The organism is Streptomyces sp. NPDC085596 (assembly GCF_044541565.1).
Classification (GTDB): Bacteria; Actinomycetota; Actinomycetes; order Streptomycetales; family Streptomycetaceae; genus Streptomyces.
Genome location: NZ_JBITTC010000002.1, coordinates 681,249 through 697,379 on the forward strand (window position 1 = coordinate 681,249; position 16,131 = coordinate 697,379).

The 16,131-nt window shown below is 71.7% G+C and carries 14 protein-coding genes; 8 read left to right on the forward strand and 6 right to left on the reverse strand.

Annotated features, from left to right (window positions below; translation table 11 throughout):
* Positions 1 to 147: 147 nt before the first annotated feature.
* Positions 148 to 2,451, forward strand: coding sequence for a tetratricopeptide repeat protein (locus ACIGA3_RS08665; protein ID WP_399711862.1), 2,304 nt, complete (start codon positions 148 to 150; stop codon positions 2,449 to 2,451).
* A gap of 105 nt (positions 2,452 to 2,556) precedes the next feature.
* On the opposite strand, the gene ACIGA3_RS08670 is transcribed toward ACIGA3_RS08665, so the two are convergent.
* Positions 2,557 to 3,363 carry a hypothetical protein gene (locus ACIGA3_RS08670; RefSeq protein ID WP_399711864.1) on the reverse strand — a complete coding sequence of 269 codons (807 nt, stop codon included), beginning with the start codon at positions 3,361 to 3,363 and terminating at the stop codon, positions 2,557 to 2,559.
* A gap of 243 nt (positions 3,364 to 3,606) precedes the next feature.
* On the opposite strand from ACIGA3_RS08670, the gene ACIGA3_RS08675 reads away from it, so the two are divergent.
* A complete protein-coding gene (locus tag ACIGA3_RS08675) occupies positions 3,607 to 4,317 on the forward strand; it encodes a DUF5819 family protein (protein ID WP_399711866.1) in 711 nt (236 codons plus the stop codon).
* Entirely contained in the window at positions 4,314 to 5,525 is a 1,212-nt protein-coding gene (locus ACIGA3_RS08680; RefSeq protein WP_399711868.1) for an HTTM domain-containing protein, read from the forward strand. Before ACIGA3_RS08675 ends, ACIGA3_RS08680 begins: the two co-directional genes overlap by 4 nt.
* A 4-nt stretch (positions 5,526 to 5,529) precedes the next feature.
* Here ACIGA3_RS08680 and ACIGA3_RS08685 read toward each other — a convergent pair whose 3' ends face one another.
* Entirely contained in the window at positions 5,530 to 6,279 is a 750-nt protein-coding gene (locus ACIGA3_RS08685) for a BTAD domain-containing putative transcriptional regulator (RefSeq protein ID WP_399711869.1), read from the reverse strand.
* A gap of 244 nt (positions 6,280 to 6,523) precedes the next feature.
* Here ACIGA3_RS08685 and ACIGA3_RS08690 point away from each other — a divergent pair, with 244 nt between their 5' ends.
* Both ACIGA3_RS08690 and ACIGA3_RS08695 read left to right on the forward strand, forming a co-directional pair.
* Positions 6,524 to 7,495 carry an LLM class F420-dependent oxidoreductase gene (locus ACIGA3_RS08690; protein WP_399711871.1) on the forward strand — a complete coding sequence of 324 codons (972 nt, stop codon included), beginning with the start codon at positions 6,524 to 6,526 and terminating at the stop codon, positions 7,493 to 7,495.
* Between the two features lie 163 nt (positions 7,496 to 7,658).
* A complete protein-coding gene (locus ACIGA3_RS08695) occupies positions 7,659 to 8,441 on the forward strand; it encodes a hypothetical protein (protein WP_399711873.1) in 783 nt (260 codons plus the stop codon).
* Between the two features lie 37 nt (positions 8,442 to 8,478).
* Here ACIGA3_RS08695 and ACIGA3_RS08700 read toward each other — a convergent pair whose 3' ends face one another.
* Positions 8,479 to 8,907 carry a DUF6299 family protein gene (locus ACIGA3_RS08700; RefSeq protein ID WP_399711875.1) on the reverse strand — a complete coding sequence of 143 codons (429 nt, stop codon included), beginning with the start codon at positions 8,905 to 8,907 and terminating at the stop codon, positions 8,479 to 8,481.
* 176 nt (positions 8,908 to 9,083) lie between these two features.
* Here ACIGA3_RS08700 and ACIGA3_RS08705 point away from each other — a divergent pair, with 176 nt between their 5' ends.
* Together ACIGA3_RS08705 and ACIGA3_RS08710 are read left to right on the forward strand one after the other, a co-directional pair.
* Complete coding sequence (locus ACIGA3_RS08705) at positions 9,084 to 9,896, forward strand: PaaX family transcriptional regulator C-terminal domain-containing protein (protein WP_399711877.1); 813 nt, start codon at positions 9,084 to 9,086, stop codon at positions 9,894 to 9,896.
* A 298-nt stretch (positions 9,897 to 10,194) separates the two neighbouring features.
* Entirely contained in the window at positions 10,195 to 10,644 is a 450-nt protein-coding gene (locus tag ACIGA3_RS08710) for an ATP-binding protein (RefSeq protein ID WP_399711879.1), read from the forward strand.
* Here ACIGA3_RS08710 and ACIGA3_RS08715 read toward each other — a convergent pair.
* The 3 genes from ACIGA3_RS08715 to ACIGA3_RS08725 form a co-directional block, all read right to left on the reverse strand.
* A complete protein-coding gene (locus tag ACIGA3_RS08715; protein ID WP_399711881.1) occupies positions 10,607 to 12,052 on the reverse strand; it encodes an amino acid permease in 1,446 nt (481 codons plus the stop codon). The two genes, ACIGA3_RS08710 and ACIGA3_RS08715, sit on opposite strands and share 38 nt — an antisense overlap.
* Positions 12,053 to 12,164: 112 nt before the next feature.
* Positions 12,165 to 13,193, reverse strand: a complete 1,029-nt coding sequence (gene argF / locus ACIGA3_RS08720) for an ornithine carbamoyltransferase (protein ID WP_399711882.1) — start codon at positions 13,191 to 13,193, stop codon at positions 12,165 to 12,167.
* Between the two features lie 110 nt (positions 13,194 to 13,303).
* Entirely contained in the window at positions 13,304 to 14,527 is a 1,224-nt protein-coding gene (locus tag ACIGA3_RS08725; protein WP_399711884.1) for an arginine deiminase, read from the reverse strand.
* Between the two features lie 215 nt (positions 14,528 to 14,742).
* On the opposite strand from ACIGA3_RS08725, the gene ACIGA3_RS08730 reads away from it, so the two are divergent.
* Positions 14,743 to 16,110 (forward strand): alkaline phosphatase PhoX, encoded by a 1,368-nt coding sequence (locus ACIGA3_RS08730; RefSeq protein WP_399711886.1) that lies wholly within the window; start codon positions 14,743 to 14,745, stop codon positions 16,108 to 16,110.
* Positions 16,111 to 16,131 lie beyond the last annotated feature (21 nt).

A 16,131-nucleotide genomic window follows, 5' to 3' on the forward strand; every position in this document is an offset into this window, starting at 1 on the left:
GCCGGCCTTCTTGTGCGAACGGGTCAAGTTGATCAGCCGGGCGACAGGGGGCACCAGGCAGTTCATCCGGCAGGATTACGGGCCGTCATACTTCTGCCGGGGAGCTGGTGTTCGAGGCTGGACAGCGCTGAGCAGGGGGTATTCGACGTGGGCACTGCCGCACCGGTCGCGGAGGAGTTCGGGCGGCTGCTGCTGACCCTGCGCACGCGCGCCGGGCTCAGTCAGGAGCGGCTGTCGCATGCCGCAGGGGTGAGCGTGCGCGCGCTGGCGGATCTGGAGCGCGGTCGCTCCCGAGGGCCGCAGCAGCGCACCGTGCAGGCCCTGGCCGCCGGGCTGGGCCTGGACGACGAGACCGCCGCCGAGCTGGAGCGGGCCGCCGGCCGGGGACGGCCCCGCCCGCGTCCGGCCGCGGAGCCGCACGCCCACAGCCCGCTGGCCCTGCCCCGTGACGTCAGCGACTTCGTCGCCCGCGGTCCGGCGCTGGCCGGGCTGCTCGCCCTGGCCGAGCGCACCGACACCGGCCGCTGCGCGATCAGCGTGGTGTCGGGCCAGCCCGGCCTCGGCAAGACCGCCTTCGCGGTGCACGCCGCGTACCACCTCGCGCCGCACTTCCCGGACGGGCAGCTCGTCCTCGACCTGCACGGCATGGACCCGGAGCCGACCAGCGCGCGCGACGCCCTCGCGTCGCTGCTGCGGGCGGTGGGCGTGGCCGAGCGCGCGATCCCGGCCGCGACCGACGACCGGTCAGGACTCCTGCGGTCGGTGCTCCGCGACCGGCGGCTGCTGCTGGTGCTGGACAACGCGGCCGGCGAGGACCAGGTCCGTCCCCTGCTTCCCGGCGCCGGGCGCTGCCTGACGATCATCACCAGCCGCCACGCCCTGGCAGGTCTCGAATCGGTCCACCGGACGGACCTCGCGCTGCTTCGCCGGGAGGAGGCGGTCGAGCTGCTGAGCCGCATCATCGGTCCCGAGCGGGTACGGCGGGAAGCCCAGGCCGCCCGCGACCTCGCGGATCTGTGCGGACTCCTGCCCCTGGCCGTACGGATCGCCGGACAGCGCCTCGCCGGCCGGCCACACGAGCGTATCGGCAAGCTGGCCGCCCAACTGGCCCAGGAGAGCCGCCGCCTGGACACGCTCCGGGCGGGCGACCTCCAGGTGCGGGCCGCTTTCGCCCTCTCCTACCGGCAGTTGGGCCCGGCCGCCAGAACCGTGCTGCGCCGGGCCTCCCTGGCCGCCGGAGGCGACTTCAGCCCGGAGACCGTCTCTCTCCTGGCCGGTCTGCCGGCCGACGAGGCGGCCCGGTGTGCCGAGGAACTGACGGACGCCGGATTGCTGCAGCCCGACGCCGTCGCCGAGCGTTACCACTTCCACGACCTCCTGAAGCTCTTCGCCACCGAACAGGTGGGTGTCGAGGACGGCGACGAGGCGTCCGGAGCCGCACTGGACCGGACCGCGCGGTGGATGCTGCGCCGGGCCACGGCCGCCGCGCTGCGCTTCGACGCCGACCCCGACCAGGACTTCCCGTACGGCGATCCCGATCCCGCCGGTGCTCCCGCGGACCGCGATGAAGCGCGCGCCTGGCTGGAGGCGGAGCGCGCCCAATGGCTCGCGGCCCTGCACCGGGCGAAGGACACGGGGTGGCATCAGCAGGTGATCGACGCGGCCAGGGCCATGCACTGGTTCTCCGACCTCAACCAGCACTGGGAGCTGTGGGTGGAGGTCTTCCGGTGCGGCGCCGACGCGGCCCGCGCGCTGGGCAGCAGGCAGGACGAGGCCGTCCACCTCAACTTCCTGGCCTGGGCCTACAACAACTGCGTCCACGACCCCGGCGCCGCGTTCGTCACCGCCGACGCCGCGCTGGAGGTGGCCCGTGACATCGGGGACCGGCTCCAGATGGGCTGGGCGCTGGGCTACGGGGCATCGGCGCTGCACCGCCTCGGCCGGGTCGAGGAATCCATGGCCCGGCTGCGCGACGCCGTCGACTGTCTCGCCGACCAGACCTCCGTGCAGGGCCGCCTGGCCGAACTCACCGCCCTGAACACCCTGGGCGGCTACCTGCGCCAGTCGGGCAGCGCCGAGGAGGCTCTGGCCATCCACCGGCGCAGCGAGACGATCTGCCGGGCGGAGGAGCCCGGACGGCCCACCGAGCTGATCACCGTGTACCTCGGGGCGGTCCGGCAGCAGATAGGCAACGACCTCGCGGCGCTGGGGCGCTGGGCGGAGGCCGAGCGACCGCTCCGGCAGGCGCTGGACATCTTCGAGACCATGAATATGGCCGCCTGGGTCGAGACCACCCGCCTCGACCTCGGTATCGTGCTGCGCCGCCTGTCCCGTCACGACGAGGCTCGCCAGACCCTGCTCACCGCGTACGAGGCGCTCCGCGGGCTCAACAGCCCCCGGCAGGCGGAGGCCACGGCCGAACTGCGCGAACTGGAGGCGCGGACGCCGTGAAGGGGTGAGCCGGCGCTGCCCGACGGCACCTCGTCCGAGGTGAGTACGCAGGTCTGACCGCCGGGGACGGTTCGGTCTCGGCCCCGGCAGTCAGGTCCTGGGTGTTCAGCCTCCGGTGGTCGCACCAGTGGTGGTCGCGCCGGTGCCGCCGCCACCGCCGCCACCGGTGGTGGCTCCGGTCGTCGTGGCGCCGGTACCGCCGCCGCCACCGGTCGTCGCACCGGTGGTCGTGGCTCCGGTACCGCCTCCGCCGCCGCCAGTCGTCGCGCCGGTCGTCGTGGCGCCCGTACCTCCGCCGCCACCGCCGGTCGTCGCACCGGTTGTCGTCGCTCCGGTACCGCCGCCGCCACCGATCGTGGCTCCGGTCGTCGTGGCGCCTGTGCCTCCGCCGCCGCCAATGGTCGCGCCGGTCGTCGTGGCGCCTGTGCCTCCGCCGCCGCCAATGGTCGCGCCGGTGGTCGTGGCTCCCGTGCCTCCGCCGCCGCCGGTCGTCGCGCCGGTGGTCGTGGCTCCGGTGGTGCCGCCTGTCGTGGTGGTGGTGGCTCCGGTCGTGGTGGCTCCGGTGCTGCTCGTGGCTCCGGTCGTCGTGGTGGTGGCGCCCGTGGTGGTGGCCCCTGTGCCGCCGCCACCGCCTGTGGTCGCTCCGGTGGTCGTGGCGCCGGTGCCACCGCCGCCGCGGTTGCAGAGCCTCGGGTCCACGCGGACGCCGGTCTTCGCGTTCACGGCGATGATCTGGCCGTTCCGCAGGACGAGCTTGCAGGCGATGTTCGGTGCGGCCGCCGACGACGTCGGCGCCTTCGCTGTGTGTGCGGGCGCTCCGACGGCCATGACGCCGCCTGTTCCGACGAGTGCCACTGCCAGGTAGGTGGCGCCGACCGCCTTGGGTATGTTCCTCCACTTGCGCGCCGCCATGATGCCTCCCTCAGGGATGGGCCAGATACTTCTCCAACCTGAGGCATCGGCCATGACCGGGGCGTTGGTCCAGCGTGACGGTGCCGTGACACCGGTCCGGAAGCGGCACCGACAACCATTCGGCCGAACAGAAAGCCCCTCCTCGCGCCCGCCTCCTTATGCTGATCTCACATGATCGGCTTAAGCGGCCAGGTGTTTCACCTGCGCTTTTTCCAATGTCCGGGAACCCCAGATCGGGGGAGCATGGTGGAGCGACACGAGGGCGTGGGTGAGGCCGTCCCGAGGGACACGGCACCCAGGGAGCCCGCCGCGAGCGGTGTGCTGCCCCCCAGGCTGAACGGCTCGTGGTCCAGGCCCGCGCGGCTCTGGCTCGCCACGGTGATCGTGGTGACGGCGATGGCGGTCACCATTCACCTGCTGCTGCTCTTCCTCTATCTGGCGCCCGCCAACGCCATCAGCAAACAGCACCGCGAACTCGTGAACAGCTACGTCTATCCGGAATTCGACCAGAACTGGAAGCTGTTCGCCCCGAACCCGCTCCAGGCCAACATCTACGTCGACGCACGCGCCGAAGTGCAGCTGCCCGACGGCTCCCTGCGCACCTCGGGCTGGGTTTCCCTCACCGAGCAGGACATCAGGAGCATCCGGGACAACCCCGCCCCCAGCCACGCCGACCAGAACCTGCTGCGCCAGGCGTGGGACTTCTACACCCGGACCCATGACACCAAGGGTCTGCCCATCGGCCTGCAGGGCCAGCTCGCCGAGGTGTACGTACGCCGGATCGCGGCGGGCCGGCTCGGGCCGAGTCTGCTGGGCGGCCAGGTGGTCAAGGTCCAGCTGCGTTCCACGTACCGCCCGATCGCCCCGCCGAAATGGAGCGACGAGAACGACGACGAGCCGGTCACCTACCAGACGCTGACCTGGTGGCCGGTCTCGAAGGAGGACTTCCGGTGACCGCCGACACGGACCGCGCCCCGGCGCCCTCCCCCTTCAAGGGCATGAGCAGACGGATCGACGCCAGGATCATCCGGTGCCTGAACGACATCACGGGCCGGGCGCTCTTCCCGTACCAGGCGGCGATCGTCCGGATCGGGTTCTCGCTGACGTTCCTGCTCTATCTGCTGCGGGAGTTCCCGAACCGGCAGGAGCTGTACGGCTCCGCCAGCCCGTGGTCGTTCGATCTCGCGCAGCGGCTGATCGCGTCGAACGGCGCGTTCTCCATCCTGATGTGGTCGGACAGCGGCTGGTGGTTCGAGGTGGTCTACCTCGTGGCGATCGCCGCGAGTCTGGGGCTGCTGCTGGGGTGGCACACCCGCACGATGTCGCTGCTGTTCATGGTGGGCGTGCTGGCGCTGCTGAACCGCAACGTCCTCCTGGGTGACGGCGGCGACACCCTCATCCACCTGGTCGCCGGGTATCTGGTGCTCACCCGCTGCGGCCAGGTCTGGTCGCTGGACGCGAGGCGGAGACGGCGCGCGGCGGAGGACGATTCCCACGGGGACGACGGCGTGCCGGCCCGCATCGCGCTCTGGGCGGTCCTCGGCCTCTTCCTCGCGCTCGCCCAGCTCACCGGATTCGCGGAACTCTCCTGGGGCTGGGCCCTGTTCCTGTGGGGGATGTGGCTCATCCAGGCGCTGTGGTTCTGGGTGGAGCGCAGCGAACACACCGAGTTGCGGGCCGTCATGGACGCCACGGCCAACGTCGTGCACAACGCGGCGCTGCTGGTGATCGCCGCCCAGGTCTGCATCCTGTACGCGACGGCCGGGCTGTACAAGATCCAGGGGCCGCGCTGGCAGGACGGCACGGCGGTCCACTACCCCCTGCATCTGGCCTACTTCAGTCCCTGGGGCCCGCTGTCCCGGACCGTCGACCGCAGTGCCGTGCTGGTCACCGTGATCACCTACGGAACGGTGATCCTCCAGGTGGCCTTCCCCTTCACCCTGCTCAACCGCCGGGTGAAGAACGTGCTGCTGCCGATCCTGATGGCCGAACACGCCTCCATCGCGGTGCTCTGCGGGCTGCCGTTCTTCTCGATGGCGATGGTGTTCGCCGACGCGGTGTTCCTGCCGACGAGCTTCCTGCGCTGGCTCGGCTCCTGGGTGTCGGGCACGGCGCACCGCCTGCTGGAGCGGGTGCGCGGCAGACGGACCGCCGAGGCGTGAGGGCTCACCGGCGCAGAGCCGCGTCCCCGTCCCCGGCATAGTGCACCCGGGCCACCAGCTGGTGCAGCCGCTGGGTGGGGCACAGGCCCAGCTCGTCGCGCAGCCGCCGTACGTACCGCTCGAAGTGGTGCACGGCCTCCGACGGGTTGCCCTCCGCCAAGTAGGCCCGGATCAGTGAGGCTTGGCTGCTCTCGCGCAGCGGGTCGGCGTGAACTGCCGCCTGGGCGGCGACCACCGCGCCCGCGTACTCGGTGGCGTCGATGAAGGTCTCGGTCAGGGACTCCAGCGCGTGGAGCCGCAACTGCCGCCAGTGATCGGCCTCCAGGAGGGCCCACTCGTCGTACCAGCCGGGCAGCAGGTCGGCGGAGAGCTGGTCCACGGTCGCCGTGCTCAGGTGGAGCGCGACGGGCGGCACACAGGGGTCGAGGAGGTGCTGGGCCAGCCGCCGGGCGTCGCGGAGGTCCACCGTGACGTCGGGGGCGAGGCGCACGTCCGTCGGGGAGATGTCGAGCGCGTTGACGCCGAGCCCGCGCAGCCGGCACAGGGCCGCCCGCAGATTCGTGTACGCACAGTGCTCGGCGACACCGGGCCAGAGGCTGCCCGCGATCAGGGCGCGGGGGACGGGGGCGCGGTAATTGAGTGCTACGAACGCCAGGAGTCGTCTGGAGCCCACCGGGGCTGTCACCGGTTCGTCGTTGACGGCGAGATCGAAGCCGCCTAGGAGAGAGATGCGCACGGAGGGTTTGATCTGCATGACTCTGGACGAGATGGCTTGATCACCTGCGGTCATAACTCGCCTCAGCGCGTAGAGGGATCAGCCGCGACACGCGTGCCTCGGCCGTGCGGTCGCTGCTCAGAGGGGCTTACGACCCGCAAAACTCGCTGTGGAACCAGCTTGCTGTGACCACTTGGGTTTGTCCAATTGCGGGTGATCGCCCCTTTGTGTCACGCGTCCCGGCGCACCGTTTTCCGCCCGGCAGAGCGGGGACTCGTGGCTCATGGTGCGAATCGGATACACGATGATGACCGAGCAGGCCGGGCCGCGTGAGCTGGTCGACCATGTCGTCCGTGCCGAGGAGGCGGGGTTCGACTTCTCCGTGACCTCGGACCACTACTTCCCCTGGCTGCGTTCGCAGGGCCACGCCCCGTACGCGTGGAGTGTCCTCGGCGCGGCCGCGCAGGCCACGTCGCGGATACCGCTGATGACGTACGTGACCTGCCCGACCTTCCGCTATCACCCGGCGGTGGTGGCACAGAAGGCGGCGACCCTGCAACTGCTCTCCGAGGACCGCTTCCGGCTGGGCCTGGGCTCCGGGGAGAACCTCAACGAGCATGTGGTGGGCCAGGGCTGGCCCGCGGTGGACGTGCGGCACGAGATGCTGGAAGAGGCGGTGGAGATCATCCACGCGCTGTTCGAGGGCGGGCATGTCACCTACCACGGCAAGCACTACGACGTGGAGTCGGCCAAGTTGTGGGATCTGCCCGACCGTCGGCCGCCCTTGGGCATCGCCGTCTCGGGCGAGGAGTCCTGCGCGCTGGCCGGACATCTCGCCGACCTGGTCATCGCCACCGAGCCGAAGAAGGAACTGCTGGAGGCGTTCGACCGGCACGGCGGCACCGGCAGGCCCAGTGTGGGCCAGCTCCCGGTCAGTCACGGCCCCGACCGGGACGCGGCGATCCGGCGCGCGCACGACCAGTTCCGCTGGTTCGGCCTGGGCTGGAAGGTCAACTCCGAGCTGCCGCACCCGGATTCCTTCGCATCGGCGACCCAGTTCGTGACCGAGGAGGACGTGGCCGCGTCGATCCCGTGCGGTGACGACCCGGAGGACTTCGTGGCGGCGGTACGGCCGTATGTCGAGGCCGGTTTCACCGAGGTGGCGCTGGTCCAGATCGGCGGCGGCACCCAGCCGGCCTACATCGACTGGTCGAAGCAGACGCTGCTGCCCGCGCTGCGGAAGGCGTTCGGCTGAGCGGCGGCTCGATCCGTCCGGCGTCAACCCCCTTGCGCCGTACGTCCGTTTGCCGCCATCGCTTGTTGAGCAGTAACAGACGAGCGGTAACAGACGAGCGGTAACGGACAGCGCGGTCTCACGGCCGGGCGGCGGGGGCCTGACGGCAGCCTCAGGGGGGCGCATGGCGTACGTGATCGTGGTGCTGTTCGCGGCGGCGTTGGCGGGCTGGGCGGTCCTCGCCCAGGCGCGCAGGTTTCCGGGCAGCCTCGCCCGCGCGGTCCTGCCGAGGCACACCGAGGACCGGCGCCCGCTGGCCCAGACGCGGGCGAACGTGCGGACCCTGGAGCAGACGGCCCGCTCGGAGGAGTCCACCGCGCGGACCGAGGTGGCGGCGCTGGAGGAGAGCCGGGAGCGGGACCTGCGCGCGGCGGAGCAGCGGATCGCCTCGCTGGAGAAGCCGGGCCGCGGCAGGCGGCTCGGCGCGCTGGGCGAACTCACCCTGTACGAGCACACGTTGGTGAAGCAGCCTCCGACCGGGGCCGTGCGCACCCTGCAACTGGCCGATCTCCGGGTCAGGTTCGAGTCCGGCGACAGCTGTTACTACCTCTACGTACTGAAGGCCGACGGCACCCCCGACCGGACCAACTACCCGCGCCGCACGGGCGAGGGCGAGGAGGCGAAGGGGTACACCGAGGACCGGGTGCGGGACTTCTGCGACGCGGTGCAGAGCGCCGTGGCCAGGGAGAACGACTTCCGCGCGACCCTGCCGGAGCAGCTGAAGCAGGCCCAGCGGGACCGCGACCTCCTGGAGCGGGACACCGAGGCCGTGGAGCGGGCACGGAAGCGGCTCGCCGAGATCCGGGCCCGCAACAAGGACAGCCCCCGTCTCACCGAGGCCCGCGCCGAGCTGGAGGCCGCTCGGCTGGAGTGGCGGCGGCACACCGGGCGGATGCCCCCGCCGTAGCGCGCGGCGGGGGCATCCCCCCGGTGCCTGAAGGGGTTCAGCTCCGGACGAGGGTGATGTCCCGGTCCTGGGTGGCGTGGAACACGGGCAGCGGGACGAATCCGCTGGGCCGCAGCTCCATGACGTTGGCCTGGACGTGCGCGGCGCCCGCCTTGAGCTTCTCCGAAGAGATCTTCCCGGAGTTCTCCCACCGGTGCGCGGCACCGTCGCAGCGGGCGGCGCCGCCGCCGATGCCGTGCCGGACGCGCGGGTCGGCCTGGCCGATCGAGGAGCTGACGAAGACGGGGCCGGTGCCGGGCAGGCAGCGGTAGGTGCCGGAGAGGGTGACGGTGCCGTCGGCCGCGAGGCGGGCGGTGGAGTCCACGGTGACGCTCTCGCCCGGGGCCGCGGAGGCGGCCGGGGCGGCGAGCGCGCACAGCAGGGCGGCCGCGCCGAGCGTGGCGGCGAGGACGGGATGTACGGGCATCGGATGCCTCCCGAAGTGGGGTGTGGGGGCTCCAACAGGTACCGGCGGGGCCCCGCGCCGGACGCGACCGTCACCCCATCGGTGGCGCGTCAATGGGCCGGGCGCAGTCGTCCCCCGCATCCAGCGCCCCGGGCCTGCGCACCGATGGTGACCAGCAGGTATGCCGAAGACCTAAAATGATCAACGTGTCCGAGCAGCACGCCCCCAGGTCCCTCATCGTCACCCTCTACGGGGCGTACGGCCGTTCCGTACCGGGCCCGGTGCCCGTCGCCGAGCTGATCCGGCTGCTGGCCGCGGTCGGGGTGGACGCGCCCTCCGTGCGCTCCTCGGTGTCGCGGCTGAAGCGGCGCGGTCTGCTGCTGCCGGCCCGCACCGCCGGGGGCGCGGCGGGGTACGAGCTGTCGGCGGAGGCGCACCGGTCCCTGAGCGCGGACGACCGCCGTATCCACGCCAGCGGCCCGGCCGAGGACGCGGGCTGGGTGCTCGCGGTGTTCTCGGTGCCCGAGTCGGAGCGGCAGAAGCGGCATGTGCTGCGCTCGCGGCTGGCCGCGCTGGGCTTCGGCGCGGCGGCCCCCGGGGTGTGGATAGCCCCGGCCCGGCTGCACGAGGAGGCCCGGCACGCCCTGGGCCTGCTGGGCCTCGACATCTACGTGGATCTGTTCCGGGGCGATCATCTGGGGTTCGCCCCCACGGCCGAGGCGGTCGGCCGCTGGTGGGACCTGCCGGCCATCGCCGGGGAGCACGAGCGGTTCATCGCGGCGCACGCGCCGGTGCTGCGTGCCTGGGAGGGGCGGACGGACACTCCGGCCGAGGACGCCTACCGGGACTATCTGCTGGCGCTGGACTCCTGGCGCCGGCTGCCCGGCGCCGACCCCGGCCTGCCCGCCCGGCTGCTGCCGGCCGACTGGCCGGGGGCGCACTCGGCGCGGGTGTTCCGGGCGCTGCACGAGCGGCTGCGGGACGCGGGCGCGGCGTTCGTGGGGGTGTGAGCGCGGCGCCCGGTGACCGGGTGCTCGCTCCGCGGAATCGCGCGGCTGGAACGGACGCCCTCGGGCTGTGACTGTGGTCACTCGACGGGGGTGGCCGCCCTGTGCGCGGGGCCGTTCCGTCACCGGTGTCACCGGTGATCGACAGGGACGTAACAGCAGGCACGGGAGGGGGTGGTGGGGTGTTCGACGAGGAGCGCGGATGGGTATCGGGACCCATGGTCCGGGCGGGTGCCCGCCGACGGTTTCGATGGCCGGACCCGTACCATTTCCTACAGTCGAAGGCAGGACAGCCTGCTCCATGAACGGACTCGCCTTGCACGAACGCCCCACCGAATCGGCCTCCTGGCGCATCGCGCTGCCGCACACCGCCGCGGCGGTGCCGGTCGCGCGCGCTCTGGTGCGTTCGGCCCTCGCCGAGGTGGAGCACATCGCCGACTGCGACACGGCGGAGCTGCTGACCGCCGAGCTGGTGGCGAACGCGGTGGAGCACACCGCGGGAAGCGGTCCGATCGAGCTGGTGGTGGAGCTGCGGCCGACCGGCTGCCAGGTCGAGGTGCATGACCCGGACCCGGCGCCGCCCGGCCATCTGACCCGTCCGGTGATCGAGGAGCCCGACCCCTGGCAGGAGGGAGGGCGCGGTCTGCTGCTGATCCGCGCCCTCAGTTCGTCCTGTGGTCACCGCCCGACCTCGTCGGGCAAGGCGGTGTGGTTCAGACTGCCTGTCGTTCCCGCTCAGCGTTCGGCGTGACCCCGGCCGCCTCGGCGCGGCCCAGCGTGGAGTGCCGGCGCCCGTAGGCGTAGTACACGCCGAGGCCCACCGCGAGGAACACCGCGAACTGCACCCAGGTCCGCCAGCCCGTCTCGTACATCAGGTAGAGGCAGAAGGCGACGCCGAGCAGCGGGGCCACCGGGTACAGCGGGACCCGGAAGCTGCGCTGGAGGCCGGGCTCGCGGCGGCGCAGGGCGATCACCACGATGTTGACGACGGCCATGATGGCGAGCGTGCCGATGGTGCACAGGTTCACCACGGAGTCGAGCGAGGCGAAGGCCGCCGGGACCGCGAAGACGGCCGCGACGATGAACGTGCCCGCCACCGGGGTGGAGGTCTTCGGGGACACCTTCTCGAAGACGCGCGGGATCAGTCCGTCGCGGGACATCGACAGCAGGATGCGGGTCTGGCCGTACATCACGGCGAGCACGACCGAGGCGATGGCGACGACCGCGCCGAAGGCGATGACGCCGCCGCCGATGGTGGAGCCGGTGACCATGTTGACGACGTAGGACAGCGCGGCGGGGCGTCCGCCGACCTGGTGGGCGCCGATGGCACCGATGGCGGCGACCGCGACGGCGCAGTACAGCAGGGTCACCAGGCCCATGCAGACGAGGATCGCCACCGGGATGTCCCGGCGCGGGTTCTTCGCCTCCTCGCCGGCGGTGGTGATCGCGTCGAAGCCGATGTACGAGAAGAAGGCCGCGGTGGTGCCCGCGCCGATGCCGCCCAGGCCCGCCGGGGAGAACGGGGTGAGGTTGCCGTCCTTGAACGCGCTGTAGCCGACGGCGCAGAACGCGAGCAGGATGACGAGCTTCACGGCGGCCATGGCGGCGGTGGCCCGCGCGCTCTCGCGCACACCGCGCATCAGCAGTACGGCGGCCATGGCGATGACGATCACGGCGGGCAGGTTGACCACACCGCCGTCGCCCGGTCCGGCGGACAGCGCGGCGGGCAGCTGCCAGCCGGTGAGGCTGTGCAGGAGTTCGTTGACGTACTGGCTCCAGCCGACCGCGACGGCCGAGATGGAGATGCCGTACTCCAGCAGCAGGCACCAGCCGACCAGGAAGGCGGTGGACTCGCCGAGACCGGCGTAGGCGAAGGAGTACGAGGAGCCGGAGACCGGTATCGCGCCGCCCAGCTCGGCGAAGGAGAGGGCGGTGAACACACAGGTGATCGCGGCGAGGACGAAGGAGACGACCACGGCGGGTCCGGCCTGTGCGACGGAGTCGGAGAGACCGACGAAGATTCCGGTACCGACGATGGCGCCGACACCGAAGCAGATGAGCTGGAAGAGGCCCATGGTGCGCTTCAGACCATGGCCCTCGCGGTCGGCGCCGGATTCGGCGACGAGCAGGTGCGGGGACTTGATGCGGGGAGCGGGCATGCGGGTGGTGCTCGTTTCTGGTGGTGCGGACGGCCCGATCGGGCCGCTGCGTCGGCGCGGCACGGGGGATGGCGGCCAGGCCGTCGGTCAGGATAAGGCCAGGTGAGGCGGGTCACGCAAGGGTTTGTGACGTATCCCCGAGGGTGGCGACGAGCACGGCCTTGATGGTGTGCATCCGGTTCTCCGCCTCGTCGAAGACCACCGAGTGCTCGGACTCGAAGACCTCGTCGCTGACCTCCAGCTCGGTCAGTCCGTACCGTTCGTGGATCTCGCGGCCGACGGCGGTGCCGAGGTCGTGGAAGGCGGGCAGGCAGTGCAGGAAGCGCACGTCGGGGTTGCCGGTGGCGCGCAGCACGTCCATGGTCACGGCGTAGGGGCCGAGCAGGGCGATGCGCTCGTCCCAGACCTGCTTGGGCTCCCCCATCGACACCCAGACGTCGGTGGCGACGAAGTCGGCGCCGCGCACGCCCTGCTTCACGTCCTCGGTGAGGGTGACGCGGGCGCCGGAGACGTCGGCGAGGCGGCGGGCCAGCGCGACGATGGTCTCGTCGGGCCAGAGCAGCCGGGGCGCGACGATACGCACGTCCATGCCGAGCAGGGCGCCGGTGACCAGGTAGGAGTTGCCCATGTTGTACCGGGCGTCGCCGAGGTAGGCGAAGGCGGTGTTCTCCAGCGGCTTGTCGCTGTGCTCGGTCATGGTGAGCAGGTCGGCGAGCATCTGGGTGGGGTGCCACTCGTCGGTGAGCCCGTTGTAGACGGGGACGCCCGCGTGCGCGGCCAGTTCCTCGACGACGCCCTGGCCGTGCCCCCGGTACTCGATGGCGTCGTACATCCGGCCCAGCACGCGGGCGGTGTCCTTGACGGACTCCTTGTGCCCGATCTGGGAGCCGGAGGGGTCGAGGTAGGTGGTGTGGGCGCCCTGGTCGGCGGCGGCGACCTCGAAGGCGCAGCGGGTGCGGGTCGAGGTCTTCTCGAAGATCAGGGCGATGTTGCGGCCGGTCAGGTACCGCGTCTCGGTTCCGGCCCGCTTGGCCGCCTTCAGCTCGGCGGCCAGCGCGAGCAGCCCGCGGAACTCCTCGGCCGTGAAGTCCAGCTCCTTGAGGAAGTGGCGGCCGGTGAGGGCGGTCGGGACTGTCGCCATGGGGGCGCTCCAGGGGTACGCGGTGCACTGACTCCGGTAATTCTATACGAGCCCCGGCATTTCTATTCAGCCTGCGGCATGATTATGCGCAGACTCACACGGCTCCCCGCTCACACCGCGTCCCGCTCCACCGGGCAGCTCATGCAGCGCGGCCCGCCTCTCCCCCGGCCCAGCTCGCTGCCCGGAATCTCGATCACCTCGATGCCCTGCTTGCGCAGATGCGTGTTGGTGGTGGCGTTGCGCTCGTAGGCGACGACGACTCCGGGCTCGACGGCGAGGACGTTGCAGCCGTCGTCCCACTGCTCGCGCTCGGCGGCGTGCACGTCCTGGGTGGCGGTGAGCACCCGGATCTCACCGAGGCCGAGGGCGGCGGCGATGGCGCGGTGCATGTGCTCCGGCGGATGGTCGGTGACCTTCAGCTCGCGCTCGCCGACACCGGGCTCGATGGTGTACGAGCGCAGCATGCCGAGCCCGGCGTACTGGGTGAAGGTGTCGCCGTCGACCATGGTCATCACGGTGTCGAGGTGCATGAAGGCGCGCCGCTTGGGCATGTCCAGCGCCACGATGGTCTGCGCGGAGCCCGCCGCGAACAGCTTGTGCGCGAGCATCTCCACGGCCTGGGGCGTGGTCCGCTCGCTCATCCCGATCAGTACGGCGCCGTTGCCGATCACCAGTACGTCGCCGCCCTCGATGGTGGAGGGGTAGTCGGCCTGGCCGCGCGACCAGATGTTGAAGCCCTCCTTCCTGAAGAGCGGGTGGTGCCGGTAGATCGCCTCGAAGTGCACGGTCTCGCGCTGCCGGGCGGGCCAGCGCATGGCGTTGATGGAGACGCCGTCGTAGATCCACGCCGAGGTGTCGCGGGTGAAGAGGTGGTTGGGCAGCGGGCCGAGCAGGAAGTCGTCCAGCTCCATGACGTGGAAGCGGACCGACGCCGGCTCGGGGTGGCCGGTCAGGAACTCCCGCTTGGTCATGCCGCCGACCAGGGCCTCGGCCAGCTCGGCGGGGGCCATCGCGTCGAAGGCGGTGCGCAGGTGGTCGGTGGCGAGGGGGCCGTACTCCTTCTCGTCGAAGACGCGGTCCAGGACCAGGGTCCTGGCCTCGGGGACGGCCAGGGTCTCGGTGAGCAGGTCACCGAAGAGGTGCACGGCGACTCCCCGGTCACGCAGGACGTCGGCGAACCCGTCGTGCTCGGCGCGCGCCCGGCGCACCCACAGCACGTCGTCGAAGAGGAGGGCGTCCTTGTTGCTGGGGGTGAGGCGCTTGAGTTCGAGGTCGGGCCGGTGCAGGATCACCCGGCGCAGCCGCCCGGCCTCGGAGTCGACGTGGAATGCCATGCCTTCATCCTGGCCGTCCGCGACCGTGTTCACGCGCTTCTCGACCGTTTCCGCGCCCCCTGTTTTCGTCGTGACGACGAGAAGCGGGGGCGGTCTTCCGTGGCCCGTGCTCGGGGAGTGACCGGTGACGCACGCGTGGTTCCCGTGGTCCGTACCTGGTGGTAGATACAGCGGGTGCACGTGTTCCTGTCCGCCAGCAGGAAGGTTGCTCCCCCATGTCCGCTACACGACGTCAGGTTCTTGCCTCCGCGAGCGCGGTGGGGGCGGGTATCGCCTTCACCGGAGCGTTGTCCGAGCTGTTCGCGGGCACCGCCGCCGCGCAGCCGCTGGGCCGCACCGGTTACGGCCCGCTCGTCCCCGACCCGGACGGCCTGCTCGATCTGCCGAAGGGGTTCCGCTACCGGGTGCTCTCCCGCGAGGGCGACCCCTTGCGCTCCGGTGAGGGTCCGGTGCCGTCCAACCACGACGGCATGGCCGCCTTCGCGGGCCGGGACGGCCGTACCCACCTCGTCCGCAACCATGAGAACCGCCCCACCGCCAAGATCCGCGTCCCGGCCGTGGAGGGCCTGACCTACGACCCGGAGGGGCACGGCGGCTGTACGGCGCTGACGCTGGACTCCCGCGGCCGCGTCCTTGCCGAGCGGGTCGCCATCGCCGGTACCGCCGTCAACTGCGCGGGCGGGCCGACCCCTTGGGGTACCTGGCTGACCTGCGAGGAGACCGAGGACCGGGCGGGCGACAACGGCCACACCAAGGACCACGGCTTCATCTTCGAGGTCCACCCCACCGACCCGCACCGCACCGGCGCCGTCCCGCTGACCGCGATGGGCCGCTTCCAGCACGAGGCCATCGCCATCGACCCTGGGCGCGGTGTGGTCTACGAGACCGAGGACGCCTTCCTCAAGCCGTTCGGCCTCTTCTACCGGTTCCTGCCCGAGAAACCGCTCGGCGGTGTCGGTTCGCTCCGCGCGGGCGGCCGTCTCCAGGCGATGCGGGTGCCGGGCGTGCCGGACCTGTCCACGGTCCAGGAGACGGGGGCGTCCTTCGACGGCGTCGAGTGGGTGGACGTCCCCGACCCGCTGGCCGCCACCACCCCGGCCCGCCTCCAGGACTACGGCCCGCGCGGCATCACCCACGCCCAGAAGCTGGAGGGCTGCTACTGGGGCGGCGCCTGCGTGTACTTCGTGTCGTCCTTCGCCCACAGCGCGGAGGGCTCCGCCGCCGACCACTTCGGCCAGATCTGGCGGTACGACCCGCGGCGCCGCCGCCTCACTCTGGTGATCGTCTTCGGCCCGGACACCGACGTCCAGCTGCCCGGCGAATCCCCGGACAACATCTGCCTCGCCCCCAGCGGCGGCCTGATGGTGTGCGAGGACGGCAACGGCGCCCAGCACGTCTTCGGGGTGACCCGCGGCGGCGAGGTGTACGCGATGGCGCGCGGCCGGCAGAACACCGGCACGCCGGAGAAGCCGGAGTGGGGCGAGTTCGCCGGCGTCACCTTCTCGCCCGACGGCGGCACGATGTACGTCAACTGCTATACGCCGGGCACCACTTTCGCGGTGACCGGGCCCTGGCGGAGGTAGACCCCCCGCCAGGGCTTGCCG

What these genes read in the sequence shown, in the direction of transcription:
- ACIGA3_RS08670 (WP_399711864.1), bottom strand. Translation starts at nt 3,363, where the DNA reads ATGGCGGCGCGCAAGTGGAGGAACATACCCAAGGCGGTCGGCGCCACC.
- ACIGA3_RS08675 (WP_399711866.1), top strand. Translation starts at nt 3,607, where the DNA reads ATGGTGGAGCGACACGAGGGCGTGGGTGAGGCCGTCCCGAGGGACACG.
- ACIGA3_RS08685 (WP_399711869.1), bottom strand. Translation starts at nt 6,279, where the DNA reads ATGCAGATCAAACCCTCCGTGCGCATCTCTCTCCTAGGCGGCTTCGAT.
- ACIGA3_RS08690 (WP_399711871.1), top strand. Translation starts at nt 6,524, where the DNA reads ATGGTGCGAATCGGATACACGATGATGACCGAGCAGGCCGGGCCGCGT.
- ACIGA3_RS08695 (WP_399711873.1), top strand. Translation starts at nt 7,659, where the DNA reads ATGGCGTACGTGATCGTGGTGCTGTTCGCGGCGGCGTTGGCGGGCTGG.
- ACIGA3_RS08700 (WP_399711875.1), bottom strand. Translation starts at nt 8,907, where the DNA reads ATGCCCGTACATCCCGTCCTCGCCGCCACGCTCGGCGCGGCCGCCCTG.
- ACIGA3_RS08705 (WP_399711877.1), top strand. Translation starts at nt 9,084, where the DNA reads ATGATCAACGTGTCCGAGCAGCACGCCCCCAGGTCCCTCATCGTCACC.
- ACIGA3_RS08710 (WP_399711879.1), top strand. Translation starts at nt 10,195, where the DNA reads ATGAACGGACTCGCCTTGCACGAACGCCCCACCGAATCGGCCTCCTGG.
- ACIGA3_RS08715 (WP_399711881.1), bottom strand. Translation starts at nt 12,052, where the DNA reads ATGCCCGCTCCCCGCATCAAGTCCCCGCACCTGCTCGTCGCCGAATCC.
- argF (WP_399711882.1), bottom strand. Translation starts at nt 13,193, where the DNA reads ATGGCGACAGTCCCGACCGCCCTCACCGGCCGCCACTTCCTCAAGGAG.
- ACIGA3_RS08725 (WP_399711884.1), bottom strand. Translation starts at nt 14,527, where the DNA reads ATGGCATTCCACGTCGACTCCGAGGCCGGGCGGCTGCGCCGGGTGATC.
- ACIGA3_RS08730 (WP_399711886.1), top strand. Translation starts at nt 14,743, where the DNA reads ATGTCCGCTACACGACGTCAGGTTCTTGCCTCCGCGAGCGCGGTGGGG.